At 65.8% G+C, this 25957-nt stretch carries 29 protein-coding genes and 2 pseudogenes; 15 read left to right on the top strand and 16 right to left on the bottom strand.

The features are described 5' to 3' along the window. Nucleotides 1–121: 121 nt before the first annotated feature. Both GAK28_RS15135 and GAK28_RS15140 read left to right on the top strand, forming a co-directional pair. Entirely contained in the window at nt 122–1018 is an 897-nt protein-coding gene (locus GAK28_RS15135) for a LysR family transcriptional regulator (RefSeq protein ID WP_291780797.1), read from the top strand. A 392-nt stretch (nt 1019–1410) separates the two neighbouring features. Next, nucleotides 1411–1572: a hypothetical protein gene (locus GAK28_RS15140; RefSeq protein ID WP_291780800.1), complete on the top strand. Its 162-nt coding sequence runs from the start codon at nt 1411–1413 to the stop codon at nt 1570–1572. Nucleotides 1573–1633: 61 nt separating this feature from the next. Here GAK28_RS15140 and GAK28_RS15145 read toward each other — a convergent pair. The 3 genes and pseudogenes from GAK28_RS15145 to GAK28_RS15155 all read right to left on the bottom strand — a co-directional run. Then, nucleotides 1634–1963, bottom strand: a pseudogene (locus tag GAK28_RS15145) (DNA-binding protein); the annotation flags it as partial. Nucleotides 1964–1975: 12 nt separating this feature from the next. Next, nucleotides 1976–2179: a hypothetical protein gene (locus GAK28_RS15150; protein ID WP_291780803.1), complete on the bottom strand. Its 204-nt coding sequence runs from the start codon at nt 2177–2179 to the stop codon at nt 1976–1978. Between the two features lie 72 nt (nt 2180–2251). After that, complete coding sequence (locus GAK28_RS15155; RefSeq protein ID WP_291780806.1) at nt 2252–3571, bottom strand: Nramp family divalent metal transporter; 1320 nt, start codon at nt 3569–3571, stop codon at nt 2252–2254. Nucleotides 3572–3691: 120 nt separating this feature from the next. Here GAK28_RS15155 and GAK28_RS15160 point away from each other — a divergent pair, with 120 nt between their 5' ends. The 6 genes and pseudogenes from GAK28_RS15160 (at nt 3692) to GAK28_RS15185 (ending at nt 8618) form a co-directional block, all read left to right on the top strand. Further along, on the top strand, nt 3692–3877 hold the full coding sequence (locus GAK28_RS15160) for a CsbD family protein (protein ID WP_291780808.1): 186 nt from the start codon (nt 3692–3694) through the stop codon (nt 3875–3877). A gap of 122 nt (nt 3878–3999) precedes the next feature. Continuing rightward, nucleotides 4000–4455: pseudogene (locus GAK28_RS15165) on the top strand (YihY/virulence factor BrkB family protein); the annotation flags it as partial. 103 nt (nt 4456–4558) lie between these two features. Further along, nucleotides 4559–4930, top strand: coding sequence for a YhjD/YihY/BrkB family envelope integrity protein (locus tag GAK28_RS15170; protein WP_291780936.1), 372 nt, complete (start codon nt 4559–4561; stop codon nt 4928–4930). Between the two features lie 86 nt (nt 4931–5016). Beyond that, nucleotides 5017–6381 carry an amidohydrolase family protein gene (locus GAK28_RS15175; protein ID WP_291780811.1) on the top strand — a complete coding sequence of 455 codons (1365 nt, stop codon included), beginning with the start codon at nt 5017–5019 and terminating at the stop codon, nt 6379–6381. Nucleotides 6382–6386: 5 nt separating this feature from the next. Further along, nucleotides 6387–8399: a PAS domain-containing sensor histidine kinase gene (locus GAK28_RS15180; protein WP_291780814.1), complete on the top strand. Its 2013-nt coding sequence runs from the start codon at nt 6387–6389 to the stop codon at nt 8397–8399. 63 nt (nt 8400–8462) lie between these two features. Further along, nucleotides 8463–8618 (top strand): hypothetical protein, encoded by a 156-nt coding sequence (locus GAK28_RS15185; protein WP_291780817.1) that lies wholly within the window; start codon nt 8463–8465, stop codon nt 8616–8618. Between the two features lie 13 nt (nt 8619–8631). On the opposite strand, the gene GAK28_RS15190 is transcribed toward GAK28_RS15185, so the two are convergent. Next, nucleotides 8632–8802, bottom strand: a complete 171-nt coding sequence (locus GAK28_RS15190; protein WP_291780820.1) for a hypothetical protein — start codon at nt 8800–8802, stop codon at nt 8632–8634. 278 nt (nt 8803–9080) lie between these two features. Between GAK28_RS15190 and GAK28_RS15195 the strand changes: the two genes are divergently transcribed. After that, on the top strand, nt 9081–9785 hold the full coding sequence (locus GAK28_RS15195; RefSeq protein WP_291780823.1) for a Crp/Fnr family transcriptional regulator: 705 nt from the start codon (nt 9081–9083) through the stop codon (nt 9783–9785). A 4-nt stretch (nt 9786–9789) separates the two neighbouring features. On the opposite strand, the gene GAK28_RS15200 is transcribed toward GAK28_RS15195, so the two are convergent. The 4 genes from GAK28_RS15200 to GAK28_RS15215 all read right to left on the bottom strand — a co-directional run bounded on the left by GAK28_RS15200 (nt 9790) and on the right by GAK28_RS15215 (nt 11630). Beyond that, nucleotides 9790–10023: a DUF3820 family protein gene (locus tag GAK28_RS15200; RefSeq protein ID WP_291780826.1), complete on the bottom strand. Its 234-nt coding sequence runs from the start codon at nt 10021–10023 to the stop codon at nt 9790–9792. 22 nt (nt 10024–10045) lie between these two features. Continuing rightward, a complete protein-coding gene (locus GAK28_RS15205; protein ID WP_291780828.1) occupies nt 10046–10282 on the bottom strand; it encodes a hypothetical protein in 237 nt (78 codons plus the stop codon). Between the two features lie 63 nt (nt 10283–10345). After that, nucleotides 10346–10591, bottom strand: coding sequence for a DUF2188 domain-containing protein (locus GAK28_RS15210; RefSeq protein ID WP_291780830.1), 246 nt, complete (start codon nt 10589–10591; stop codon nt 10346–10348). 154 nt (nt 10592–10745) lie between these two features. Further along, nucleotides 10746–11630 carry an NAD(P)-binding domain-containing protein gene (locus tag GAK28_RS15215; protein WP_291780939.1) on the bottom strand — a complete coding sequence of 295 codons (885 nt, stop codon included), beginning with the start codon at nt 11628–11630 and terminating at the stop codon, nt 10746–10748. On the opposite strand from GAK28_RS15215, the gene GAK28_RS15220 reads away from it, so the two are divergent. Then, the gene (locus tag GAK28_RS15220) at nt 11556–12593 is read left to right on the top strand and encodes a TraB/GumN family protein (protein WP_291780833.1); all 1038 of its coding nucleotides are present in this window, start codon (nt 11556–11558) and stop codon (nt 12591–12593) included. The two genes, GAK28_RS15215 and GAK28_RS15220, sit on opposite strands and share 75 nt — an antisense overlap. An 18-nt stretch (nt 12594–12611) precedes the next feature. Here the strand turns inward: GAK28_RS15220 and GAK28_RS15225 are convergent, their stop codons facing one another. The 7 genes from GAK28_RS15225 to GAK28_RS15255 form a co-directional block, all read right to left on the bottom strand. Then, entirely contained in the window at nt 12612–13616 is a 1005-nt protein-coding gene (locus tag GAK28_RS15225; protein WP_291780836.1) for a DUF4105 domain-containing protein, read from the bottom strand. 63 nt (nt 13617–13679) lie between these two features. After that, the gene (locus GAK28_RS15230; protein ID WP_291780838.1) at nt 13680–14057 is read right to left on the bottom strand and encodes a response regulator; all 378 of its coding nucleotides are present in this window, start codon (nt 14055–14057) and stop codon (nt 13680–13682) included. 145 nt (nt 14058–14202) lie between these two features. Next, complete coding sequence (locus GAK28_RS15235) at nt 14203–14736, bottom strand: tetratricopeptide repeat protein (protein WP_291780840.1); 534 nt, start codon at nt 14734–14736, stop codon at nt 14203–14205. Between the two features lie 95 nt (nt 14737–14831). After that, on the bottom strand, nt 14832–16784 hold the full coding sequence (locus GAK28_RS15240) for a hypothetical protein (RefSeq protein ID WP_291780844.1): 1953 nt from the start codon (nt 16782–16784) through the stop codon (nt 14832–14834). A gap of 72 nt (nt 16785–16856) precedes the next feature. After that, on the bottom strand, nt 16857–17906 hold the full coding sequence (gene rsgA / locus GAK28_RS15245) for a ribosome small subunit-dependent GTPase A (RefSeq protein WP_291780847.1): 1050 nt from the start codon (nt 17904–17906) through the stop codon (nt 16857–16859). A gap of 226 nt (nt 17907–18132) precedes the next feature. After that, nucleotides 18133–19845: a patatin-like phospholipase family protein gene (locus tag GAK28_RS15250; RefSeq protein WP_291780852.1), complete on the bottom strand. Its 1713-nt coding sequence runs from the start codon at nt 19843–19845 to the stop codon at nt 18133–18135. A gap of 197 nt (nt 19846–20042) precedes the next feature. Beyond that, complete coding sequence (locus GAK28_RS15255; RefSeq protein WP_291780855.1) at nt 20043–20402, bottom strand: DUF1304 domain-containing protein; 360 nt, start codon at nt 20400–20402, stop codon at nt 20043–20045. Nucleotides 20403–20573: 171 nt separating this feature from the next. Here GAK28_RS15255 and GAK28_RS15260 point away from each other — a divergent pair, with 171 nt between their 5' ends. The 5 genes from GAK28_RS15260 to GAK28_RS15280 all read left to right on the top strand — a co-directional run bounded on the left by GAK28_RS15260 (nt 20574) and on the right by GAK28_RS15280 (nt 23817). After that, complete coding sequence (locus GAK28_RS15260) at nt 20574–21347, top strand: SDR family oxidoreductase (RefSeq protein ID WP_291780858.1); 774 nt, start codon at nt 20574–20576, stop codon at nt 21345–21347. A gap of 38 nt (nt 21348–21385) precedes the next feature. Next, a complete protein-coding gene (locus GAK28_RS15265; protein ID WP_291780861.1) occupies nt 21386–21958 on the top strand; it encodes a DUF924 family protein in 573 nt (190 codons plus the stop codon). 6 nt (nt 21959–21964) lie between these two features. After that, on the top strand, nt 21965–22864 hold the full coding sequence (locus tag GAK28_RS15270) for a LysR family transcriptional regulator (RefSeq protein ID WP_291780864.1): 900 nt from the start codon (nt 21965–21967) through the stop codon (nt 22862–22864). Nucleotides 22865–22956: 92 nt separating this feature from the next. After that, nucleotides 22957–23292: a tRNA-binding protein gene (locus tag GAK28_RS15275; protein WP_291780866.1), complete on the top strand. Its 336-nt coding sequence runs from the start codon at nt 22957–22959 to the stop codon at nt 23290–23292. Nucleotides 23293–23469: 177 nt separating this feature from the next. Further along, nucleotides 23470–23817: a hypothetical protein gene (locus GAK28_RS15280; RefSeq protein WP_291780869.1), complete on the top strand. Its 348-nt coding sequence runs from the start codon at nt 23470–23472 to the stop codon at nt 23815–23817. A 21-nt stretch (nt 23818–23838) separates the two neighbouring features. Here the strand turns inward: GAK28_RS15280 and GAK28_RS15285 are convergent, their stop codons facing one another. Continuing rightward, the gene (locus GAK28_RS15285) at nt 23839–25935 is read right to left on the bottom strand and encodes a bifunctional diguanylate cyclase/phosphodiesterase (protein WP_291780873.1); all 2097 of its coding nucleotides are present in this window, start codon (nt 25933–25935) and stop codon (nt 23839–23841) included. Nucleotides 25936–25957: the final 22 nt, after the last annotated feature.

Here is a 25957-nt window from a genome sequence, read left to right on the forward strand (position 1 = left end):
TTCCTTCTACAATGACGGACGGAACCGGCCACACGCCGGTGAACCACGGATTCTAGCCATCTCCTGGCGTCCCGATTAATGGGCCGGGCGGTGAAGCATCTTTACCTGGGAGCAAAGATCGATGCGCGCATGGGACGGGATGGACGCCTTCGTCGAGGTCGTCCGGCTGGGCAGTTTTTCCGCCGCCGCCCGCAGCCTCGACCTCTCGACCGCCTATGTCAGCCGCGCCGTCAGCGCGCTGGAGCAACGACTGGGCACCCAGCTTCTTCATCGAACCACCCGCAAGCTGCGCCTGACCGACGCCGGTCGCCTCTATTACGAACACGCCCGGCACCTGCTGGAAGGCTTCGATGCCGCCGAACAGGCCATCGTCGACTTCCAGGACGGCCTGCGCGGCAACTTGCGGATCAGCCTCGCCACCACCTATGGCGAACGCTACGTCGCGCCCTTGATCAACGAGTTCCTGGCCGCCCACCCCCAACTGGGCGTGGACATGGATTTCTCCAATCGCAACGTCGACCTCATCGAGGAAGGCTACGACCTGACGGTGCGTACCGGCCTGCTGGCCGATTCCAACCTGATCGCCCGTCGCCTGGGCGAGCGGCAGTTGTTCGTGGTGGCCTCCCCCGACTACCTGGCCCGCCACCCCACCCCGCAGCACCCGGACGAACTGGATGGCCAGACCCTCCTGCTCGGCTCGGCGCCCTACTGGATCTTCGCCGAGCACGGGCAGCCCAGGCAACGCCCGGTCCGTGGCCGCTACCGTGCCAGTTCGGGCCAGGCCTTGCTCGACGCCGTGCGGCGCGGACTGGGCATCGCCCAGCTTCCGGACTTCTACGTGGAAGACGCCCTGGCCCGGGGAGACCTCGTCTCGCTGCTGGATCCCTGGCGCTACGAACACGGCGCCGTCTGGCTGGTCTACCCCCAGAGCCGACATTTGTCTCCCAAGGTCCGGCAGCTTGCCGACTTCCTAGTTGAACGGTTGCAAACACCGCCATGGCAGCAAACGATCGTTTGAGTTAAACTAGGGTTAACGGATCCGCCCCATCCGGCGAACGAAAGGTCCAGGTAAGGGATTTGGCAGGCCCCATTTGAGGCCCCTCGTGCAAATTTCTTTGAACCTTTTGCTTACAATCGCTGTCCAACGATTTAATGCTTGGTAGCCCTTGTAAAGCCACGGGCAGCCCCTACTAAAGGGGCGTAGGAAAACTCGTTAGTTCAGAAATTCAGCCCATCCGCCGCGTGACGAAAGACTAACGAATCGATTGTTCACCAGATAGAACGGCCCGCGTCCAAAGCAATTCCCCCGAAGGGAGCCAGGACGAACCAAGGGTCACCGCCACGCCAGAGACCGGCGACGTGGCGCCAGATTCGCACCATCCGGTCCTTATATGACTGGGAGACATCACCATGAACGAACTGCGTAACGAATACGGCATCTCGACCTTCGAATTCTCGGCCGGCTACCGCGCCGCCGAAGCCAGCAACGGCCTCGACCTGTTCGGTGGCGAGATGGACGGCTACGACTGGCTGAGCGAAGTCGCCACCCGCCTGAACGGCGAAGCGCTGTAAGACTCATCTCGTAACACCGAAGAAGGCCCGCTCAAAGCGGGCCTTCCTTCGTCAGGACTCAGGACGCCTTACGCGTCCTTGGCCGCGCCGCTTTCTTCGCGGCGGCCTTCTTTGCAACCGTGCCCGACGCACGCCGCTTGGACGCAGCGATGTCCTGGGCGGCCTTCTTCTTTGTCGCCTTGCTCGCCATCTTTGACGGCTTGGCGGCTACGCCTGCCCGACGCGCCTTCGACAAGCCGATAGCGATGGCCTGCTTCGCCGAGCGAGCGCCATGCTTGCCCTCGCCGATATGTTCGATTTCCTCGCGAACAAATTCCCCGGCCTGCGTAGAGGCGGACTTTCCTTCGCGACGATCCTTGCGGACCCTGGCCATGGTCTTTTGGTCTGGCATGTCGTGCCTCCCTCATGGGATGCGGATGGCGAGCGCCTCGGGCGTGGGCGACGGGGGCCGGTTGTCGTCTTCCGGGTCGTCGGGATGTCGCGGGGGAGCCTGCGGGTTGGGTCCGGACGGATCGTCGCCGGGTGTTTCGGGAAAGGGCACGACGGGAGGTTGTCCCGGCGCGGGATGCGGCTTGCCCGGTATCTCGGGCGCAGGCTGTCCGTGCATCGCGATGGTGCCCTCGGTGTCGTCGGGCCCCGAGACTGCGCGGGCATCCGTGATGCCCGCGTGCCGGTCATGTCACGCCAAGCCGAACACCTGTGCCACGAGCCAGAGGTTGGCCGCCGAGATCACGACGAAGAGGAACCAGGCGAACCACGACACCACGCGCGCGTTGGCGAAGCCATCCATGAGTTCACGATCGTCGGTGAAGCGAATGAGCGGATACATCGCGAACGGCAACTGGATACTGAGCACCACCTGGCTGGCGACGAGCAACTGCCCGATGGCCTTGTCGCCCAGCACGAGCACGCCGATGAAGGCCGGCACGATGGCGAGCCCACGGGTGATGAGACGGCGCTGCCAGCAGGGAATCTTCATCTGCAGGAAGCCGTCCATGATCACCTGCCCCGCGATCGTGCCGGTGAACGTGGAGCTTTGCCCGGAAGCGAACAGGCCGATCGCGAAAGCGGCGGCGGCCACCGTGGTACCCGCGATCGGTGCCAGCAATTCGTAGGCGTCGCCGATATCGGCCACGTCGGTGCGCCCGGTGCCGTGGAAGGCGCCTGCGGCCACGACGAGGATCGACGCGTTGATCAGCAGCGCCAGCCCCAGCGAGCAGATCGTATCCACCCGGGTCAGGCGGATGGCCGCCAGCTTGCCGGCGTCGCCGGAAACGGCGCGGGTCTGCACCACCGACGAGTGCAGGTAGAGGTTGTGCGGCATGATCGTGGCACCGAGGATGCCGATCGCCAAGTACAGGGGTTCCTTGGACGATATCGCGTGCAGCGACGGCACGAAGCCCGCGGCCACGGCACCCCAGTCCGGCCCGATCAGGAACAACTGCACCACGAAACAGATGCCGATGGTGCCCACCAGGCCGAGGACGATCGCCTCCACCCGCCGGAATCCCCTGCCCTGGAGGCCCAGCACCAGGAAGGTGTCGAGCGCCGTGAGGGCCACGCCCGTGGGCAGCGACACGCCGAACAGCAGCTTGAACGCCAGGGCGCTGCCCAGCACTTCGGCCAGGTCGCAGGAGATGATCGATATCTCCGCCAGCACCCACTGCATGCGGCCGATGGCCTTCGGATAGCGCTCGCTCGACAACCGGGCAAGATCCTTGCCCGTGGCGATGCCCAGTCGCGCGGCAAGACATTGCAGGACGATCGCGGCGAGGCTGGACAGCAGCACCACGAACAACAGGCGATAGCCGAAGCGTGAACCCGCCTCGATGTCGGTGGCCCAGTTGCCGGGGTCCATGTAACCGACGGACACGAGCAGGCCCGGGCCGGCGAAACGCAGGGCTTTCTTCCACCAGGGAAGATCCGCCGGGATCACGATCGAGCCAGCGACTTCGGAAGGACAGAACGGCGCGGTGGCCGTCTTGGGCAAGGGGAACATGGCGCCATCGTACCCAAGAACCATGTCGTGTAGGCATCCACGGGCGCTTCACGGCCCGCTTATGCCCACACGGGATAAATCGTCCGTGCTGCGAACGACGCAGTGCCAGAGGATATTTCCGTGGACAAGAATCGCACCGAAGGCATGAAACACGAGATCAAGGGCGCCGTGAAGGAGGCTGCGGGCAAGATGACCGGCAACCACGCCAAGCAGGCAGCCGGCAACATCGAAAAGAACGCCGGCAAGGTCCAGAAGGCTGTCGGCAAGGCCGCGGACGACGCGCGCAAGCACGACCGCCATCACTGAACCTCCGCGCGGGCGCCTTCGGGCGCCCGCGCCCTCTTGAACTCATGCGCTTCCGCCACTGGCTCGACCTCACCCGCAAGTCCATACGCACGGCAACCGACGGTTTCAGCGACGACGAGCTGATGACCCGCGCTGCGGCGCTCTCCTTTTACTCCGCCCTCTCCTTCGCCCCGCTACTGGTGTTGCTGCTCTGGGTACTCGCCGCGTTGCGACCCTCGTGGCAAGGCCAGCTCGTGGACAGCCTCACCAGCGTCATCGGCCAGCAGGGCGCCGGCGCCGTCCGCCTGGTGATCGACAACGCCCAGAAACGCCCACGCCTGGGCAATGTCGTGGGCGTGATCGGGTTGTGCGTCACCCTGTTCAGCGCCTCGGCGGTGTTCGCGCAGCTGCAATCCACGCTCAACCGTGTCTGGAAGCTCCGGGCCAAGCCCGGCGAAGCCGTGGTCGGGTGGCTGAAGACCCGCGCACGCGCCTTCGGCCTGCTGGTGGGCGTCGCCTTCCTGCTGATCGTGTCCTTCGTGATCAGCGGACTCATCCAGGCCATGATCCCCAACGACACCCAGGCCTGGCAGATCGTCGAGGCCGTGATCTCATTCGCCGTTTTCGTGGTGGCCTTCGGCGCGATGTACCGCATCCTTCCCGACGCGGAAATCGCCTGGAAGGACGCGACACGGGGGGGGAATCCTCACCGCCGCGTTATTTACGGCGGGCAAGTACGTGATCGGGATGTACATCGACCACGTGAGCGTCGGCGGCGCCTACGGACCGGCTGGTGCCATCGTGGTGCTGCTCACCTGGGTGTATTACGCCTCGATCATCGTGCTGCTCGGCGCGGAACTTACCCGGGGCCTGGCTGTGGCCCGCGTCACGTACAACCACGCACCAGCGCGATCAGGATCAGCACGGGGATGGGCACGCCAAGAATCCAGAGCAACACATAACCAATGCCGCCCTTCTGCTTCGCCGGAACCGGGGCCTGTTCGTCGTTCATCGCCTTCCCTCCTCTCGTGGACTCGACGACACGCTCCCAATCCCCATGTGGAACGTATGTGACAGTGGCGACATGAGAATTTCGCAACAACACCGTCTTCGCGCTTCGTGCATTATCCGAAGCGGGAAACCGCAGCAAGGAACCTTCGATGAATCGCCTCCGCCCCTGCCTTCTCGCCGTCGCACTCTGCGGCAGCATCGGCGCCGCGCATGCCGCCACCGTCATCCGTGGCGCCCGTGTCATCGACGGGACGGGTAGCCCGCCACGCAACGATGTCACCCTCGTCATCGACGGCGAGCGCATTTCCCTCATGGGCCAGGGCCTGCGCGCCAAGATGCCCGAGGGGACCCGGGTGATCGACTACTCCGGCAAGACCATCATCCCCGGGCTCGTCTCCGACCACTCGCACATCGGCTCCGTCGATGGCGTCAAAAGTGGGCTGCCCGCCCTGTACACCCGCGACAACGCGCTGCGCCAGCTTCGCCAGTGGCGGGCCTACGGCGTCACCACGGTGACGTCGCTGGGCGTGAACGACCCGGCGGTGTTCTATCCGCTGCGTGCCGATCTCCACGCGGGCAAGGCGGACGGTGCCGACCTGTTCGGTGCGGATCGCGGCATCGGCGTGCCCAACGGCGCACCGCCCGCGAAGATGATGAAGGTCGGCGCCAACCAGCTCGACCGCCCGTCCACGCCAGACGAGGCGCGGGCGGCCGTCGACGGCGCCGCCCAGCGCGGCACCGACCTGGTGAAAGTATGGGTCGACGACTTCAACGGCAGCCTCCCGGTGAAGATGAAGCCCGAGATCTGGCGCGCCGTCATCGACGAAGCGCATGCGAAGCACCTGCGTGTGGCGGCGCACATTTATTACCTTGACGATGCCAAGCGACTGGTGGACGACGGCGTCGATATCCTCGCGCATGGCGTCCGCGACCAGCCCGTGGACGCCGACTTCGTCGCCGCCATGAAGAAACACGGCACTTGGTACATCCCCACCCTCGATCTCAACAAGGCCGCCTACATCTACGCCCGCCACCCGGGGTGGATGGACCAGCCGTTCTTCCGTCACGCCGTGCAGCCGGACCTCGCACGTCAGTTCGCCGATGGCGCGTGGCTCGACAAGGTGCAGAACAACGGTTCCGCGAAGATCAACGAAGAAGCCCTGAAGACCAACCTCGCCAACGTCAAGGCGCTTTTCGACGCCGGCGTGAAGATCGGCTTCGGCACCGATTCCGGCGCCATGCCGCTGCGCATTCCCGGTTTCGCCGAGCACCGCGAACTGGCCCTGCTCGTCGACGCGGGGCTGACGCCGCTGCAGGCGATCAACATCGCCACCCAGCGCGCCGCCGAACTGCTCGGCCTCGACGATCGCGGCGTCCTCGCGCCCGGCAAGCGCGCCGACTTCGTGGTGCTCGACGCCGATCCCAGCCAGGACATCGAAGCGAGCACGAAGATCGATGCCGTCTGGCAACGCGGACGCCAGGTGGCCGCTGGCGTCGACAGCTTCGCCCCCTGACGCTCATGCACCGCCCTGCCGATCCCTTCGACTTCCTTCCCGCCGACTCGATCGCCGCCGACGAGGTACGCGCGTTCGACTGGCACGGGGTGCCCCTGGGGCCACCGGAAGGCTGGCCTCCCGCGCTGCGCGCCATGCTCTCCACGGTTTTCCATACGCTGCGCCCGATGTTCGTCGCGGCGGGTACCGGCCGCACCCTGCTCTTCAACGACAGCTTCCGACCGATGCTCGGGCCGCGCCTGTCCAGCGCCTCGGGCAAGACGATCACCGATCTCTGGATCGATGCGCACCCCGACACCGCCGTGCATGTGGAGCGCGCGTTCGCCGGGCAAAGTTCGGTACATCGGGACATGCCGCTGCGGATGAATCGCCACGGCTTCGCGGAGGAAACCTGGTGGACCATCTCCTACATGCCGCTGCGTGACCAACACGGCACCATCATCGGCATCAACGGCTTCGCGCACGAAACCACCCGCGCCGTGCGCTCGTCGCTCGCGCTGCGCGAACTCAACATGTCGCTGGAGCGCGAGGTCGATATCCGCACCCGCGAACGCGACCAGATCTGGGGCATCTCGCGCGACCTTTACGTCATCACCACGCGCGACGGCCACTACCGCAACGCGAACCCCGCCTGGCGCGAACTCGGCTACGACGTCAGCGAACTGGTGGGACTCGCCTTCGACGAACTCGTCCATCCCGACGACGTGGATCGCGCGCGCGATGCCATCACCCAGTTGTTCGATGGCGAAGTGGTGGTGGATCTGGAGCTTCGCGTCCGCACGAAGGACGACACGTATCGCTGGTTCGCCTGGACCTGCGTGCCCGATGGCGAGGTGGTCTATTGCATGGGCCGCGACACCCAGCGCCGCCGCGACATGGAAGACCAGTTGCGCCATGCGCAGAAGCTTGAAGCGCTGGGCCGTCTCACCGGTGGCATCGCGCACGATTTCAACAATATCCTCGGCGGCATCGGCGGCGCGATCGAAGTGGTCGGCGACCGCCTGGAAGCCGGGTGGATCGATGGCACGCGTCGCCTGCTCGACGCCGCCGGCGGCGCGGTAAAGCGTGCTGCGGGACTGACCCATCGATTGCTCGCCTACTCGCGCCAGCAGGCGCTGTCGCTATCGGACGTGGACGCCAATGCGCTCGTCCGCGGTCTCGACCTGCTCCTGCGTCCACTGCTCGGCGAACGCCTCTCGCTCAACCTGCGCATGCAAACGGACCTGTGGCGCACGCTGTCCGACGCCAGCCAGCTCGAAAGCGCCGTACTGAACCTCGCCATCAACGCCCGTGACGCCATGCCTGGCGGCGGCACGCTCACGATCCACACGCGTAACGCGCCGCACAGCGATATCGGCACGGGCCCCGCCGACCACGTAGTCATCGCCGTGACCGACACCGGCACCGGCATGTCGCGCTCCGTGATCGAAAAGGCCTTCGATCCCTTCTTCACCACCAAGGCCATCGGCCAGGGCACCGGACTGGGGCTGTCCATGGTGGACGGTTTCGCCCGGCAGACCGGTGGCCGCGCCATCATCGAGTCCAAGCCCGGCGAAGGTACGACCGTCAGCCTCTGGCTGCCGCGCCATCGTGGCGAGGGCGAATCGGCCCATGCGCACGTGACCAAAACCACGCGACGCGGACAGGGCCAGCACGTGCTGCTGGTCGAAGACGAGCACATGCTGCGCTCGCTGTCGCGGGAGGTGCTGGAGGACGCGGGCTATCGCGTGACCGACTGCGGCGAAGGCAACGACGCCCTGGCGCTGGTCCGTGGCGGCACGCCGCCGGATATCCTGGTCACCGATATCGGTCTGCCCGGCATGGACGGCCGCCAGCTCGCCCTCGCCTCGCGAGAAACCTTCCCCGACCTTCCGGTGCTGTTCGTCACCGGCTACGCCTGGGAGGTGTTCGCGGATTCGCCGCGGCTACCCGATCGCGCCGCCCTGCTGGCCAAGCCCTTCTCCGTGCATGCCCTGGTGGAGGCCGTCGCCGACCTGCTCGACGCGACGACGCACTGACGCCACGCATCCATCGCGTTGACGCCTGTCGCAGAGACTGGCCCCATGGTGACGGAGCCTGCGATGAACCGAACGCGCTACTACGCCCTGATCGCGTTGATCGCCGCGCTGCTGGTGATCTTCGTCGTGGGCGCGATCCACAAGGGCGGCCCGGCCGGCGACGAGCCGGACGACGGTAGCCGCGCGCCCTCGGGGCACGCGGCAGACAGGCACGGTTGACGGCGAGAAGACCCTAGGCGGGCTCGGCCTCTTCGTGTCGCTCGGCTTCCACGACGCTCGCCCGCCGCATGGCGACGAGGAAATCGGTGCCGTAGCGCATCACAAAGGGCGCCACGTTGCCTGGCATGAAGCCTTCGGGCAGTGCCGAAGGCGTGGAATCGGTCCGCGCTTCCCGTGAGCTCATGCGACAAGCTCCCGGTGCGAGGTGGAACGACGGACGTTGATCGAGCGGAACAGCATAAATCGACGAACCATGGTCTTGAAGGCCCCCTTTCGGTATTCCCCCAGCCCTCCTTACTAAGCGAAAAATCCGCCTGCGTCAATCTGCCCACGGCACGATCGAGACGCAGGAAGGCCTTTCGGCATGCGGCATTTGGGCGCATGGACCTGATTTTGCCGAATCGCAAAATAGCGCGGCACTAAAATGGATCCAGCGCGGCACCCCGCGCGGGAGGTTCCACCGTGTCTTACGCCCCACTCGCCTGCGTATCCCCTGTCGCCCAGCGACGGCCCAACGCCTGCTGCAACGCATCCTGCCGCCACGCTAGCGCCTGCGAGGCCACGCGGGGTGGTGACGAGCGCCTGCTGGACATGCGCAGCGTGGTCGAGCGCGTAGGCCCCTTCTCCGAAGGCGATCGACTGGTGCAGCCGGGCGCACCCCATCGGGCGGCCTTCACCGTGCTGACCGGGTTCGCCAAGACGGTCGGCGACGGTCGCGTGCTCGCCTTCCACCTGCCGGGTGAGCTGTTCGCCCTGGATATCGCACGCTCGCATACGCACGACGTCTCCGTCGTGGCCGTGGGCAAGACCTGGTTCTGCCGCTTTCCGAAAGACGCCACGGACGACCTCGGCGACACCAACACGGATATCGCACAGCACCTGCGCCACCTGCGACGTCGCGAACGCCAGGTGTCGTCGCGCTCCGGCGACGGCAGCGCGTTGCAACGCGTCGCCGGATTGCTTGCCGATCTACTGCGACGTCGTCGGGCCATCGAGGGCCCCGGTCAGTTCGTTCCGCTGCCGATGTCGCGAGAGGACATCGGCTCGTACCTCGGCATGAGCACGGCCACCGTCACCCGCATGCTCGCCAGGCTTCGCGACAGCGAGGCGATCGCCATCCGCGCCGATGGCGTGGACGTGCTGAACGAAGGCGCGCTGCTCGCCTGAGCGATCAGCGCGGCTTGCGCAGCGGATCCAGCAGGCGCCGCAACCCGTTGTGGTCGAGCTCGAGCATCAAGGCCAGCAACCGGCCCAGTTCGCCCGGCGGAAATCCCTCGCGGGCAAACCACGCCAGGTAATTGCCCGGAAGATCGGCGATGGCCTTGCCCTTGAATTTGCCGAACGGCATGGTCGCCGTGGCGAGGCGGGAAAGGTCCTGGCGGAAGCGTTCTTCGTCGTCGGTCATCCGACGATGATAGCGACTGGCATCATGTCTCGCCCGGGTCGAACCCCTCGCGCTCTTTCATCAGGGCACGCGCCGCTGCAATACCCATGCGCAAGCCCTCGGCGCAGGCATCCTCTTCGTTCTCGTGCAACGTGGTGCAGAGTTTTTCCTTCAGTTCGTCGCCGTCTTCGCTGATCACGTACTTGCCCCGCCAACGGCCGGGCTTGGCGACGTAACAACTTCCTTCGACATCGAAATAACCAATCTTTCGGTGGGTCATGAGTGGCGATTGCCTCCTGTCACGACCATCTTCGGATATCGCGGATCAACAAGATGTGGAGTCTTAAGACAGCCCTGAGACGGGACGCTTCGCATTGGATTCGAACTCGCGCCAGACACCGTCCGCGCCTTCCACGGAAACCAGCACCTGCACGTTGTTCTGCGCGCCGATCAGCTTGGACTGCTGCACGGCAAAGGCGATGGCGGCGACGCGCGTATCGAAGTTTTCCGTCGGCACGCCGTTCACCTGCACGTGCCAGAGGCCCGCGAGATCGGGATGGAACGGAATGTCGTAGATGACCAGGGCCATGGAACGATGGATAACCTCTGGGCGGGCTCGCCGACGGGCCCAGAGGATGGGTGTCACGGCCGCGACGTCGGAGCAGGAAGGGTATCCCCTCGCCCGCTCCGCGACAATGAAAGACGATCGCGACGAAACATTCACATGAGCATCACGAGAACGCTCAGCGCGGCGTCTCGAACGTGCCGGGACTATGCGCTGTCGCGGTCCATTCCGGCGTGCGTTCGCGTCGTGCATCGAGCAAGCCCTGGCGCACGCCTTCCAGGTCGCGATCGGTCGTATACACCGGCGTCCCCGGCTGCTGGCGCCACGACTCGGCCAGCGTCCCCGCATCCACGCCATCGAAGCCTAGCTCACCCACCAACCGGAGCACCTTCGCCTTGGCGTTCGGATCGTCACCCGCCACCGGCAGCGCGATCCGCCGATCGTCCGTAGACGGGCGACCGTGCTTACCCAGGTGCTCGGCGTAGATGTTGTTGAACGCCTTGATGACCGGCCGCCCGAGCCGGTCGGCTACCCACTGGCTTTCCGGCACCCCATCCTCGATCGCATCGATACGGCCATCGCGCTGCCGCGGGTAATAGTTGCCGGTATCCACCACGACGGTATCGGCCGGCACGCCATCGAACAGGTCCGAAGGCAGGTCGGCAACGCGCGCCTGTGGAATCGTCACGATCACGACCTCGCCGCCGCGCGCCGCCTCCGCCGCCGTGACCGCCACGGCGCCGGTCTCGTTCTCGATGGCGGACAGGGTCTGCGGACCGCGGGAATTCGCGATGAGCACCTCGTGGTCCAGCTCGCGGAAACGCTTCGCCAGGGTATGGCCGATGTTGCCTGCGCCGATGATGCCGATCTTCATGCGGGAACTCCGCGTCCGGGGAAGCGTCCATGATCCCCGAGGGACGTGAATGCAGGGCGAGCGACCGGTGATCGCCGTACCACGCCCCCATGCCCACTTGGATAGACTTTGCCGATGAACCTGCCGCGTCCCGCCCTCGTCGTTTCGCTCCTCCTGTGCCTGGCCGCGGCGACGCCCGCCCTTGCCCAGACCGCCCCGCCACCGGCCCCGCTGCCCGCCTCGGCGGCCAGCGCGCCCACGCTGGAGGCCGTCACCGTCAGCGGCGTCCAGCCAGGCCCCGGGCTGTGGAAGGCCCCCCGCGGCGAGCACAGCCTGTACATCCTCGGCACGCTCTCGCCGATTCCCCGCGATGTCACGTGGAAGAGCGACCAGATCGACGACGCCCTCTCGCACTCCGGCGCGTTGATCCTTCCGCCCAAGGTCGAAATCAAACCCAATGTCGGTTTCTTCGGCCGGCTGGCCCTGCTGCCGTCGTTGATCGGCGTGCGCAACGCGCCGGATGGCGCCACGCTGAAAGACACCGTGCCGCCGGATGTCTACCAGAAATGGCTGGCGGTGAAAGCGCGCTACATCGGCGACGATCGCAAGGTAGAACGCTATCGCCCCATCTTTGCGGTGATCGAGCTGTACAAGCAGGCGGTGAAGAAAGCCGGCCTGCGCAAGTCGGGCGACATCACCCGCACGATCACCGACCTGGCCACCAAGCACAACGTGAAACAGGTGCCGGTGTCGTACACCTTGCTGGTCGACGATCCGCGCTCGGTGGTGAAGGAGTTCAAGCGCTCCACGCTCGACGACGTGTCCTGCTTCACCCAGAGCGTCGAGAACATCGACGCGCAGCTCACCGACATGGCGAGCCGCGCCAACGCCTGGTCCACGGGCGACATCGCCGGCCTGCGCGACAATCGCCGTGCGAAGCAGCTGCAAGCCTGCCTCGACGCCGTCACCGAGGGTGGCGTCGCGCAGCGTGCCGGCATCGCCGATGTGCCGCACGAGGTACGTACACGCTGGCTGGCCACGGTGGACGAGACCCTGGCCGGCACACCGCAGGCGGTGGCGATCGTGCCGATCGACGACCTGCTGGGCGACGACGGCTACCTCGCGGCGCTCAAGGCCAAGGGCTACACCATCGAGTCCCCCGACGACCTGTAGAAGCGCGCTTGCGCGCGATCAGTCCCCCACCGAAGCGGGAGGCACCCCCTCCCGTATCACCCGCGAAAAATCGGCCCCATCGCCGTAGGCTCGCGCGCGCTCCGTGATCCGCCCCCGCCGCCGCCATTCCTCCAACGGCAGGCGGCGATCCAGCGCGCCGTTCTCCATGAGATACCCCGGCAGGTAGCCGGTGAGTAGAAGACGGATATCCATCGGCAACGCACCGTCGATGCGTCGAGCCATGCGATAGACAATGGTCGTGCAGTTCGAGGTGATGGTGTTGTAGAACGCCGGCTCGTCCACCAGCCCGTTCGCCGCGTTCACGTAAGACAGAAACAGGGAGCGCATCGCCTCGCGTGGCATGCGCAGCGGATACAGGTAATCGTCCTCGCCGCGCACGTTGGTGCGCACGGCGATGATGTCGCGCTCGTCGGCGGCGATCAGCACCAGCTCGAACTGCTTGAAAAAGCCTCCGATTTCGGAGAACGCCTCGCCACGCTCCTTGCGGATCTCCATCGAGAAAACGACATGCGTGCCGTCCTCGAAGCCGAACGAGATCATCGCGTGCGCAATGGCCTCACCGGACCAGTACGACAGCACCGCATCGGCCGAGACCAGCTTGTCGAGGTCATAGCGTCGCGTATCCCAGTGGACGTCGTAGTCGTTCTCGGCCCGCCAGCGGAAATCACGAACGTTGTGCAAGGTGACCTCGGAACCCTGCACCTCGCCGGACAGCAGCCGGGACACATCGTCGGCCCAGACTCGGTCGTTGGACGGGCGGATCGTGACCCACCACACCAGCAGCAGGCCCAGGGCGACAAGCAGGCCCATCGCCGCCCACCACTGGCGCCAGCCGAAGGCCAGCACCAGCAGGGCGAGATAGGCCACGCTCCACAGGATCGCGCCGCCCAGGCGAACGGCCGGCGGCCCGGGAAGCTGATAGCGCAAGGCGATGGCGCCCCAAGCGCCCGAACCGAAAAGGAGGATGCCCGCCAGGACACCGGCGGCGGTTCGCACGAACATGTGGCGTTTCTTCATGCCCGGATGGTGAAGAAAAGCCGCGGCAGGGACAAGCGTCGACGCGGATCAGGACGTGCGGCGGACACCGCTGGCTTCGCGAATGGCATCCGCGAGCTGCGTGGCGCTGTAAGGCTTGCGCACGGAGGGCGCGTGGTAGCGGGTCGGGATATCCACGGGCAGCGCGCCGGTCGCCAGCACATAAGGGATGCCACGACGCTTGAGTTCGTCCAGCGCCGGATAGGCCATCACGCCTTGCAGGTCCAGATCCACCACCGCGACATCGCAACGCTCGACATGGGCCACGCGGAGGGCATCCTCGATGCATGCTGCCTGCGCGGCCACGTCGTAGCCCAGCCGCTCCTTGAGCAGGTCGGCCAGCGCCGAGGACAGACCGGGATGGTCTTCAAAAACGATCGCGCGCGGCGCGGCGGAGGTCATGCTCATACTACCCTCGGACGTCGGCTGTACGAAAAAGGATTCCCGAGACCAACCTACTACCGAATTTGCATGACGGATATAGACCGTCAGGCCGAGTCGTCAGACCGGTACCGAACGTACCTTCACGTATGCGAAGACCACCCGGGGCGGGTCACCGCTGCCCCGTGGCGATCGCACCGACCTCGATGATGGACGGCGGCGCACCGCCTTCGACATGACCCGCGGCGTCCATGTCGTCGCCCGCGCGGGCGAGTCGTTGCGCGATACGTGCGCCATCCCTGCGCAGCGGATCGCCCGGCTGGCTTGCCCGTGCGCTGGAAAGCATCGCGGCCTGGGCTTGCTTGAGCCTCACCACGCCCAGGTTGTACAGCGCTTTCGCATGGTTCGGATCGATCTGGGTCGCCCGCGAGTAGGCCGTCACCGCGTCATCGACCTCCTGCAAACGGAATCGCGCGTTGCCGAGTCGGAACCAGAGGTCCGCATCGTCCGGCACCGCACCGACCAGGTCCTCGTAGAGTGAGGCGGCCCGACGGATATCGCCGTCGGCATAGGCCCGGGCCGCTTCCGCCTGCTCCTGGGCGATATCGGCGCCGTGCTTATCGGCCGGTAAGGTGCCGTGGCCCGCGCAGCCCGAAAGGGCGACGACGCCAAGCCACGCTACCCGCCTTGCGATACCGATTCCCATGCCGGGCCCACTCCTTACGAATCCAGATGACAGGCGACATTGCCGCGCATGGACCGTTGGAGTCAATGAAAATGTGAAGGCCATCTCATTTGTGCTCAACCCGCCGGCGGTTCCGGCACGACGGGAAACGCTGCCGCCACGCGTGCGCACCACGCCGCATAGGCCGGCTCATGCGAGGCCGGCGCCATGGCAAGCATGTCGAACAGGGCGTCGTTGCTCGGAAACACCGCCGCCAGCAAGGGCAGCAGATGGGTCGCATACAAGCCCGCGTCGCGGATTTCGCGCATGCGTTGCACCGCCGGCTCCTCGAATTCATCCACGATCGGCGAACCTACGCGTCGCCCCTTGGCCAGCGCCGTCACGTACATGAACTGGGCGGCCTCGTTGTTCGGCAACGCGAGCGCCAGGGTCTGCATCCATCCGTAGATATTGCGCTCACCGTGAAGGCTCTCCCGGGCCTCGGTCGTCCGCGCCAGCGTGAGCGCGAGCGTCTGGCCGAGCGCGCTCACGTAAGGCGTGGCATGGGCCTGGGGCAGCGCATAATGCGCGCTACGCGGCTCGATGACGCGACCGGTGCGTTCGCCCAGCGCCATGATCAACTCACCGGTGAGCCCGATGAGCGCGTCGCCCGCCTCGTCGGACACGAAACGTCGCGTTACTCGGGCCAGCACGCTTCGATCGGCAAGATTGCGCAGGCGGCATACGATCTCGAAGCCGTCCTCCTGTTCGACGATGTCGCCTTCCACGGCGAAGTCGTGATCGTCCGCCAGTCGCTCCAGTTCGTCGTCGGCGACGGGCGCGCCGAACAGCACCAGGTGATACCCATTGGCGACCGGCAGGTGCAGGGCGGCACGAAGGTCGCTGCAAAACACCAACTGTTCGAGCAAGAGTAAAGGCAGCGCGCGGGAAAGTCGGCCACGTTCGTCTTCCCTTCCACTGCTCGCCTGCGTGATCCCGTCGTGGGCCAGCGCCGCCAGCGGCAGCAGCACCACGCGCGGCGCGTTTTCGTCACGAGCGGGCGCAGCCCAGGCCATGTCCTGCATGGCGAGCAGCCACGGCGGAAGGTCGAACCGCAGCACGTCGATGCGTGGCTCCTCGGTCAACGGCCGGGGCGCCATGCGGACCATCTCGTCAAAGGCGCTGGCGTACCATTGCAGGCGCTCGGCGTAGACCGGATGACGCAAGGCGAACATCTTTTCCAGCAGCACCGTTCCCGCCTCGGCATCGCCCAGTTCCAGATAGGCCTGCAAAAGATTGAATCCGGCACGGGGATCGTCACGTTTTTCGTCGTAGAGCGGTGCGACGAGACCGACGGCATCGGCGATGAACCCATGCTTGCCCAGTTCGCCGCTGACACCGAGCATCACATCGGTTTCGTGGGCCGCGCGATCGAGCACTTCGCGGAACAGCACAAGCGCCTCGTCGCGGTGCCCGGCATCCAGTGCCCGGCGACCGAGCAGCAACTGGGGTCGCCAGGCATGCGGAAGAGCGGCAAGCGCCTGCAGGTACGTGCCGACCTCGGCGTCATCGCGATCTTCCTGCAACGCCGCCACCCGCCAGCCAAGACCGTTGTCCTGGTTGGGGTCGAGCCGGAGGGCGCGGTCGAGCATCGCCATCGAGCCGGCATGGTCGCCGCGCTCCGCGATAACCTTGGCCTCGTTGGTCAGCAGCACACCGCTTTCGCCCGCGCGCGCGATGGCCGCATGCAGGGTCGCCTGCGCTTCATCGAGGAAACCGCGTTTCATCTGCACGATAGCGCGGACCACATGGCCACGCTCCACCAGCGGATCGATCCGCGACAGATGGAGGCTGGCTTCGTCGACGGCGTCAAAGAGCTGTTTACGCACCCCATCCATGACGAGGCTGTACAGCTGAGCCGGATCCGCCCACGCTTCGCGGATATTGGGAAGCAGGACATCGTCGCGCCAGCGGCCCAGCGGAATCTCGAGCGTGCGGCCGTAGACATCGACGAACGGCACCGGGCGCGACTCGTCCACGGCCACCCTCGCCGCCTTGCGCTGCTTCCGTTTCCTCAACCAACCGAACATACAGGCTCCTTCGCTGGACCGGGGACTCTAGCGCGTCCCCGGCCCAACGTCGAAGTCGGGCGTCACGAACCGTCAACGTCCCTGCCGATTCCGCTTGTCCTGCATCACCTGCTTGGCCTGGCTGCCGAACTGACGGCTTCGCTCGCGTCGCTCCCACTCGCTGCGCCCAGCCTCTTCGGATTCACGACGCAGTTTCCGGTAGTTGGTGAAACGTCGCTCGTCGAGACGCCCGTCATCGAGCGCCTGTCGCACTGCGCAGCCATTGTCGCCTTCGTGCCGACAATCACGGAAGCGGCAACCGGCGGCGATCGTCTCCACGTCGTCGAATACCGCTTCCAGCGGGGCCGCCGCCGCAAGTCGCAACTCGCGCATCCCCGGCGTATCGATGACCCATGCGCCGCCCGGCACCGGGAACATTTCGCGCGCAGTCGTCGTGTGGCGGCCCCGTGCGTCGTCCTCACGAATACCACCCGTGAGCTGGGCGCCATCGATCAGGCGATTGGTCAACGTCGACTTGCCGACACCGGACGAGCCAACGAAGGCGACCGTCCGCCCGGCCCCCATCCACGGAGCCAGCCGCTCGGCCGCCGCGGGTGCCGTGGCGTCGAGCGCTACGACGGCCACATGCGGCGACACCGCGATGACCGCGTCGACATACGTCGCCACGTCCTCGCAGAGATCGGCCCTGGTCAGCACCACCACCGGCTCGACGCCCACGTCGAAGGCCAGCGCAAGGTAACGCTCCAGGCGCGAGGCATTGAAGTCGGTATTGCACGAGGTCACCACGAAAAGCGTATCCAGGTTGGCCGCGATCGCCTGGCGTCGATGATCGCCTCCCGCCGCGATGCGCTCGATCAACCCCTGGCGAGGCACGAGGCGCAATACGCGGTCGGCATCATGCTCGACCAGCACCCAGTCGCCCACCGCCAGCGACGCCTCGGCATGCACCGACGGTGGAACGACCACGGGGATCGCGCCCCGCGCGGAAAGCGTGACGACACCACTGCGATGCACGGCGACGACACGGGCGGGAAAACCTGCTTCGAAATCCTCGAGGGTCAGCGAACGAGCGTAGTCGGGCCGCCAGTCGAGCTGGTCGAGGGAGTATCCATGGAATGACATGCGTTGAACCCTGGGCAAGCGAATACGACGGCTTCCGGACGGAAGGCCGCGTGGGGGCCAGGGTGGACGCGAAGGGCACAGCAACCGGCAAGGATGCCGGCGAATGAATCAGGCGCGCGTCGACCCGGCGTAGGCAGGGATGTGAACACTCATCGTTCGATACCTCGCAACAGGGTGGACGGGAGGCGCAGGTTAGTCCCGCGCCGCGCATCATGCAAGCCCGTCGTCACCAGAGGTCGGCGTCGCGCAATGCCCGATCGACACGCCGCGACGCGATGTCCAGCAACTTGCCCCGTGCGTAGAAGCGCCAGGCGAGCCAGGTCAGCAACTTGTCCTTCCATTTGTTCGTACCGACCCGATAAAGCGCCTGGAGCCGGTCGCGCAACGGCTTGCGCAGGCTCTCGGGATCGAAGGCACCCTTGGGCCACGCCGGCAACGCATCCTGTCGTGCCGCGGGATCGCAGGCTTCGATCAAGGGGATCACCGGAGCGAAGAGCGTGCCGTCGCGCTCCCGGAGGAAACAGCGCATCGCCGGATCCGCCGCCCATGCTTTCACGATGGGGTTGGTGACGGGAACCAGGAAATGTTCCGACAGGAAGCGCTGGCAGTTGCGCCGGCCCAGCAGGAAGTCGTGACGGCGATAGGCTTCGCTGAAAAACCCGGAAAAACCGCCCAGCGCGCCCGAAGCGATGGCCTTGCCCCCGACCAGCGGCGCGCCGTCGCGTGGCGACGGACGCGTCGGTGCGATGAGGAAACGGCTGTACACCGTCTCGTCCATCGCCAGCGCCACCTCCTGTGGCTTGAAGCGCGCCTGCTGCTTCCATGAGGTGAACAGCGCGGCCATGGACTCCACGACGTTGATCTCGTCGGCGTTTTCCGGGCCGAGGTCGTCGGGCTCGGGAAACGGATCGATCATGACGACGATGCGGTTCACCTCGTCGCCACCACGTGGATTGCGACCCAGCGCACCGGCCAATTCCACGCGCGCCAGTTCGAAGGGCTCGTTGTCCATGGCGCCACCATCGACGCCCACGAAACGATAGGTCGCGCCCTGCCCCGGCAAGCGGCTGGCATCGGGAAGGATAGGCACCATCGAGACCTTGCCCGTGATGTCGGGGACCATCACGCTGCGCTGCGTGTAGTCGCTCCAACGACGCTCGATACCCCGATAGCGAAGACCGCCCGGAAACGCCGATGAGGCCAGCGAGGCGCGCAGGATCGCGGTCCACGAACGATCGGGCAAGTGCTTGGGATGGTCTACGCGCAGATCGTCGGGGTATTCCCAGGTGCGCTCGTAGTTGCCCTGCCCCGTGTCCACGGCGAAGCGCAGGTAATCCGCATGCGCCACCATGCTGTGCGCCTGTTGCGACTTGCTGCCCGCGAACGGCACGCGATAAGGCATGCCACGCAGGTTGGTCACCGTGAAGATGCACTTCAGGGGACTGGCGATGTAAGGGCGCGACAAGGCCGGGCCTTCGAACCTCAGTACATGCTCGCCTATCCGATCCAGGCAGCGCGAATCCAGCAGGGAGACGATCGGTGCGTCGGGGTCCGTGAGATCGTCCGTGCGCAGCAACCAGCGGATATCGATGCGGCGCACCCAGGTGTCGTAGAACGGATTATCCGACCCATCGCCCTCGTCCGCGCCATGCACGTGCGGGAACGCGTAAGGCAGCGCGACGGCGGACAACAACCCGTTGACGCTACCCGCCGACGCGCCGGAGATCGTGCGCAACAGTACGTCGTGGGTCGGTACGGCCTCCTTGCGTTCGCGAGCGGCGTACCAACGCTCAAGCGCCTCGTAGAGGAAATCGAGCACGCCCGCCGCATAGGCACCTCCCGATACCGCGCCCGCAAGGGCCAGACCCAGTTCGAAGGTTCCCGATCGACACGGTGGCGTTGTGTCGGGACGTGATAACGGCAGTTCGGACTCGGGCATGCGGCACTCCATCGTGAAGGGCGAAAAAGGCCGCAATGACGACAGCACGCCTCAGTCCGTCGGATACGTCCCTTTCTTCTCTTGCATGGAATAGCACGCGCAGGCGTGTCGATCCGAGGACCACATCACCCTGTCAGCCTGCTTGCCATAGATGCGTGTGATTTTTGTCGCGACGAAAGTGAACGCCCGACGTAGTCTCAGCGAACGAGCCATTGCGCGGCGAACGCCAGCGCGGCGGGAAGCGCCTGCACGTAAAGGATGCGACGGCTTGCGGTAAACGCACCCCACAGACCCGCCACGACGACGCAGCCCAGGCCGTAGAAAAGGAAGGCCGTGGCGAAGGGTTCGCGCAATGCGAGGCCGAGCACCAGGGCGACCACGAGAAAACCGTTGTAGAGACCCTGGTTCGAGGCCAACGCCTTCGTGTCGCGCGCGAAATCCTTGGTGATGCCGAACACCTTCGGACCACGCGACTGCCAAAGGGCCATCTCCAGGACGACGATGTACACGTGGATGAGGATCACCAGCACGGTGAGTACGGTGGCGGCGAGGGCCATGGCGCTTCCTTGTCGGACGAGGTCGGGGCCGAAGCATAGCCGCAAAGACAGCCCATGGGCGGTGGCTGCGATTGGAACGGAATCCTGGACGATCCATCCCGCGACGGCGGGCTGATCCGCCCGGGTACGGCGCCTAGACTCGATCCACCAGCCACTGACCAGGAACCACCCATGGCGAAGCACTCCATCGAAGGCAAGGTCGTCCTCATCGCCGGCGGCGCCAAAAACCTCGGCGGCCTGATCGCCCGCGATCTCGCCGCCCACGGCGCCTCCGCCGTCGCGATCCACTACAACAGCGCCTCGTCGAAGGCCGATGCCGATGCCACCGTGAAGGCCATCGAGGCGGCGGGCGCGAAGGCGGTCGCCTTCCAGGCCGACCTGACCGGCGCAGTGGCGATGGAGAAGCTGTTCGCCGATACGGTGGCTGCCGTGGGGCGCCCGGATATCGCGATCAACACCGTCGGCAAGGTGCTCAAGAAGCCGCTCGCCGAGATCACGGAGGCCGAATACGACCAGATGAGCGCCGTGAACGCCAAGTCGGCGTTCTTCTTCCTCAAGGAAGCGGGCCGCCATGTGCGCGACGACGGCAAGATCGTCACCCTGGTGACCTCGCTGCTGGGTGCCTTCACACCGTTCTATGCCGCGTATGCCGGCACGAAGGCGCCGGTGGAACACTTCACCCGCGCCGCCGCCAAGGAATACGGCGAGCGAGGCATCTCGGTCACCGCCGTGGGCCCTGGCCCCATGGACACGCCGTTCTTCTATCCGGCCGAGGGCACGGAGGCCGTGGCCTATCACAAGGGTGCCGCCGCGCTTTCGCCGTCCAGCAAGACCGGCCTCACCGACATCGAGGACGTCGTGCCGTTCATCCGCCACCTCGTGTCCGATGGCTGGTGGATCACCGGCCAGACCATCCTCATCAACGGTGGCTATACCACCAAGTAGGCGGCATCATCCGGGCATCCCCCTTCCAAGGACGTCGCATGGATACGCCCACGCCATTGCCTTCGCTCGCCGTGCCGGAAACGCCTGAACGCGTCCTGCGTTTCTGGCGCGATGCGGGATACTACTACTGGTTCGCGAAAGACGACACCTTCGACCGGGTGTTCCGGGATCATTTCCTAGGCGCACACATGGCCGCCGGCCGTCGCGAACTCGATCACTGGATGGACAGCGCGGATGGTTGCCTGGCGCTGCTGATCCTGCTCGACCAGTTTCCACGCAACGCCTTCCACGGTTGCGCGCACATGTACGCCACCGACCCGCTCGCACGCTTCGTGGCACGGCACATGCTCGAACGCGGCTTCGACAAGGTTCACGACCACGACATGCGTTCGTTCTGCTACCTGCCGTTCGAACACGCGGAGGATATGGTCGATCAGGATCTCTCGGTGGCCCTGTTCAAGGCGCTGGGCGACCCCTTCTACCCCTACGCCCTCAAGCATCGGGACGTCATCGAACGCTTCGGGCGCTTTCCCCACCGCAACCAGGAACTGGGGCGCATCACCACGCCGGCGGAACAGAAGTTCCTCGACGACGGCGGCTTCGCCGGCTGACACGCCATGGACAGTCTCGAGCGCTATCGCGTCTTCGTGCAGGTGGCCGAGATGGGCAGCTTCATCCAGGCCGCGCATGCGCTCGAACTGCCCCGTGCCTCCGTTTCCGCCGCCGTGCAGGCGCTCGAATCCGACCTGGGCACGCGCCTGCTCCATCGCACCACGCGACAGGTGAGGCTCACCGCCGAAGGCGCGCAACTGCTCGACCGCGTGCGGCCGCTGCTGGCGGAGGCCGAAGATGTGCGCCAGTTGTTCCAGCGTAGCGATCGCCAATTGAGCGGCAGGCTGCACGTGGACGTGCCGAGCCGAATCGCGAGGCGACTCATCGTCCCCGCCCTGCCCTCCCTGCGGCGGCGCTATCCCGGCATGAACCTGGTACTGGGCTCGACCGATCGCGCCATCGACCTCGTGCGCGAAGGCGTGGATTGCGTCGTCCGCGTGGGTCAGCCGGCGGACAGCCGCCTCGTCGCGCGTCCGCTTGGTCATGTCGCGCTGGTCAATTGCGCCAGCCCTGCCTACCTGCGCGAACACGGGACGCCGACGACGCCCGCCGATCTCGCGCAGGGCCACCATGCGATCGGCTTCGCGGCCGAAGGCCACGAGCCCTCGTTCACCTGGCACGACGGCGAACACGAGCGAAACGCCACGCTCGGTGGATGGCTCGCGGTCAACAACGCGGAAACCTACATCGCCGCCTGCGTCGCCGGCCTGGGCCTGATCCAGATTCCACGTTTCGACGTGCGCCACCTGCTCGAAGCCGGCACGCTCGTGGAGATCCTGCCCGCCTTCCTCGCGCCCCCCATGCCGGTGTCGATTCTCTATGCCCATCGGCGCCAGCGCTCGCGCCTGCTGGGTGCCTTCGTCGACTGGTTCGAGGCTCTGATGCAGCCTCATCTGGCTCCCTGACGCGAGACCGTGCAAAGAACGCCGAAGACGCCGACAAGCACGGCACCCCCGTTCACGGCATGCTGGGCCATCCCTCCCAAGGAAGCCTCACGATGAGCGATACCCTCACCTGGGCCGAGTTCGAGAAAGTGCAGATGGTCGCGGGTACGGTCGTGCGCGCCGAGGTCTTCGCCGAAGCCCGCAAGCCCGCCTACAAGATCTGGGTGGACTTTGGCCCCCATGGCGAACGCAAGACCAGCGCCCAGGTCACCGGCGTGTACCGACCGGAAGATCTCGTCGGCAAGCAGATCATCGGGGTGATCAATTTCCCCGAGAAGCAGATTGGCCCCCTCCTGTCGCAATTTCTCTTGACGGGCTTCCACACCGACGAGGGCGTGGTCATCGCGACCGTCGAGCGGCCGGTCGCCAATGGCACCCGGCTGGCCTGAGCCCCCTCATCCACGGCCACCCTTTCGGGAACGCCCGCTAAACCGCGCCGGGCATCCGGTCAACGGCTGCTCCTGCCCTCGCGTTCGCCCCCTCGTGATCCCGCATGAACGGCATGCGGGATCGACCGGGTCGCCACCCCGACCCGGCTTCTTTCAACCACCCCGAGGGGAAACACCATGAACGCGATGTCCCGTCTTGCCACCCTGGGCCTGGCCCTCGGCCTTGCCCTGTCCGCCGGCGCCAGCGTGGCGCAGGACGCCACCCCTGTCCCTGGCCATCCCCGGGTCAATGAAGTGAACCAGCGGCTGGATAACCAGCAGAATCGCATCGCCAACGGCGAGGCCAATGGCACCATGAACGGCAAGCAGGCGGCCCGGGACGAAAAGCAGGACGCCAACATCGCCCAGCGCGAAAGCCGTGACGAGGCGAAGAACGGCGGTCACCTGACCAAGAAGGAAGACCATAACCTGAACAGGTCGCTCAACCACGACAGCAAGCGCATCCATAACCAGAAGACGAAGTGATGCGAACCGCTGCCGTCGTCCTCAGGACGACGGCAGGAGGTCCGACACGCTTCGCGACAACTGGTCGGCCTGCACGGGACTACCCAACAGGTAGCCCTGCAAGGCATTGCAGCCCAACCGGGTAAGCAATTCCTGCTGTTCGGGCGTTTCGACGCCTTCGGCCACGATGTTCAGGCCGAGTGTCTTGCCCAGGGCGACGATGGCGGCGACGATCGCCTCGTCGTCGTTGCCCTGGGTCAGTTCGGTAACGAAGCCGCGATCGATCTTCAGTTCGTCGGCCGGCAACTGCTTCAGGTACAGCAGGCTCGAATAGCCCGTACCGAAGTCGTCGATGGAAATACCCACGCCCAGCTCCGCCACCTGGTTGAGGATCGCCAGGCTGGTCTCGGCATCGCGCATCGCGGTGGATTCCGTCACCTCCAGCACAAGGTGACGCCCTTCCAGGCCATGACGCTCCAACGCACCGCGCAACACCTCCACAAGCCCGCTATGCGTGAGCTGCATCGTGGAAAGGTTCACCGCCACCGTCCACTCGCCATGGCCCTCGTCGAGCCATGCGCGCATCTGTCGGCACGCTTCGTCGATTACCCAGTTGCCGATCGGCACGATGAGCCCCGTACGCTCGGCCACCGGCAGGAAGGTATCCGGCGGCACCAGGCCTTCGCCCGGCTTGCGCCAGCGCAGCAACGCCTCGACACCGATCATCGGTCCGTTTGGCGACACCATCTTCGGCTGGTAGTGCAGTACGAACTCCTCGCGATCCAGCGCGCGACGCAAATCCTGTTGCAGCTTGAGCTGCTGGTGGACGTTCGCGTTCATCGCGCTCTCGAAGAAACAGTAGCCGTTACGGCCTTGCTCCTTCGCGTGATACATCGCCGCGTCGGCGTTGATCATCAGGTCGTGGTTGGTCAGCCCGTTTTCCGGGAACACCGCGATACCCACGCTGGCCGACACGTGCATGCTCGTGCCGTGGATGACATAGGCCGCGCTGAGCGTATCCACCACGTCCTGCGCGCGCTCGGCCGCATCTTCCGGGCGCTCGACATCCAGCACCATCACGAACTCGTCGCCTCCCAGACGGGCTACGGTGTCTTCGCCCCGCTTGGTGGCGAGCACGCGACGCGCGACCTCCTTCAGCAACAGGTCGCCCGCGTGATGACCGTAGACGTCGTTGATCGCCTTGAACCCGTCCAGGTCGAGAAACAACACCGCGAATGAACGCTTTTCGCGTGTCGCTTTGTGGATGGCCTGCTCCAGGCGATCGCCCAGCAGGACGCGGTTGGGCAACCGTGTGAGGTTGTCGTGCAACGCCAGCTCCATCAGCTCGCTCTGCGCACGATCCAGCGAATGGGCAAGCAGGCCTGCGCGGACATCCAGCATCGACACCACGAGCGCGATCGCGAACACGGCCAGGCTGATGACGATCACCACCAGCGCGAGCCACTTGGTGTCGATACCCGTGAACGCCGCACCGCAATAGCTGCCCAGCGGAAAACGCGCCGCGGCCATGCCGGTGTAGTGCATGCCGACGATGGCGCACCCCATGACCAGCGATGCACCGAGCCGTGCGTACAACACCTTGTCGCCATCGCCACGCAAGCGGAAAGCGATCCACAGCGCAGCGCCGGAGGCGAGCACGGCGATCACCACCGAAAGCGTGAACAAGCCAACGTCGTAGGTCACGCCAGGCATCATGCGCATCGCGGCCATGCCGGTGTAGTGCATCGCGGCGATGCCCGCGCCCATGAGCAACGCCCCGAGGCACAGGCGCAACCATGGCAGGGTGCGCTGGCAGACCAGCCACAACGCAAAGGCCGACGAGACGATTGCGATCACCAGCGACCACAACGTGAGATCGAGGTCGTACCCCACCGCGATCGGCAGGCTGAAAGCGAGCATGCCGATGAAGTGCATCGACCAGATGCCGAAGCCCATCGCGAACGAGCCGCCGACCAGCCATAGCACGGAGGTCGAACCCTGTGTGCTGGCGACGCGCCCGGCCATGTTGAGTGTGGTGTACGACGCCAGGATCGCCACGATCAGCGAAAAAGCGACCAGCACGAGACTGTAGGTCGCTGGAAGCGCCGGGAAAACCGGATCGAGGGACAGATATGACATGTCGGGGTGCTGCCGGAGAGGG

The sequence above is a fragment of the Luteibacter sp. genome (assembly GCF_009912395.1).
In the GTDB taxonomy this organism is placed as follows: Bacteria; Pseudomonadota; Gammaproteobacteria; order Xanthomonadales; family Rhodanobacteraceae; genus Luteibacter.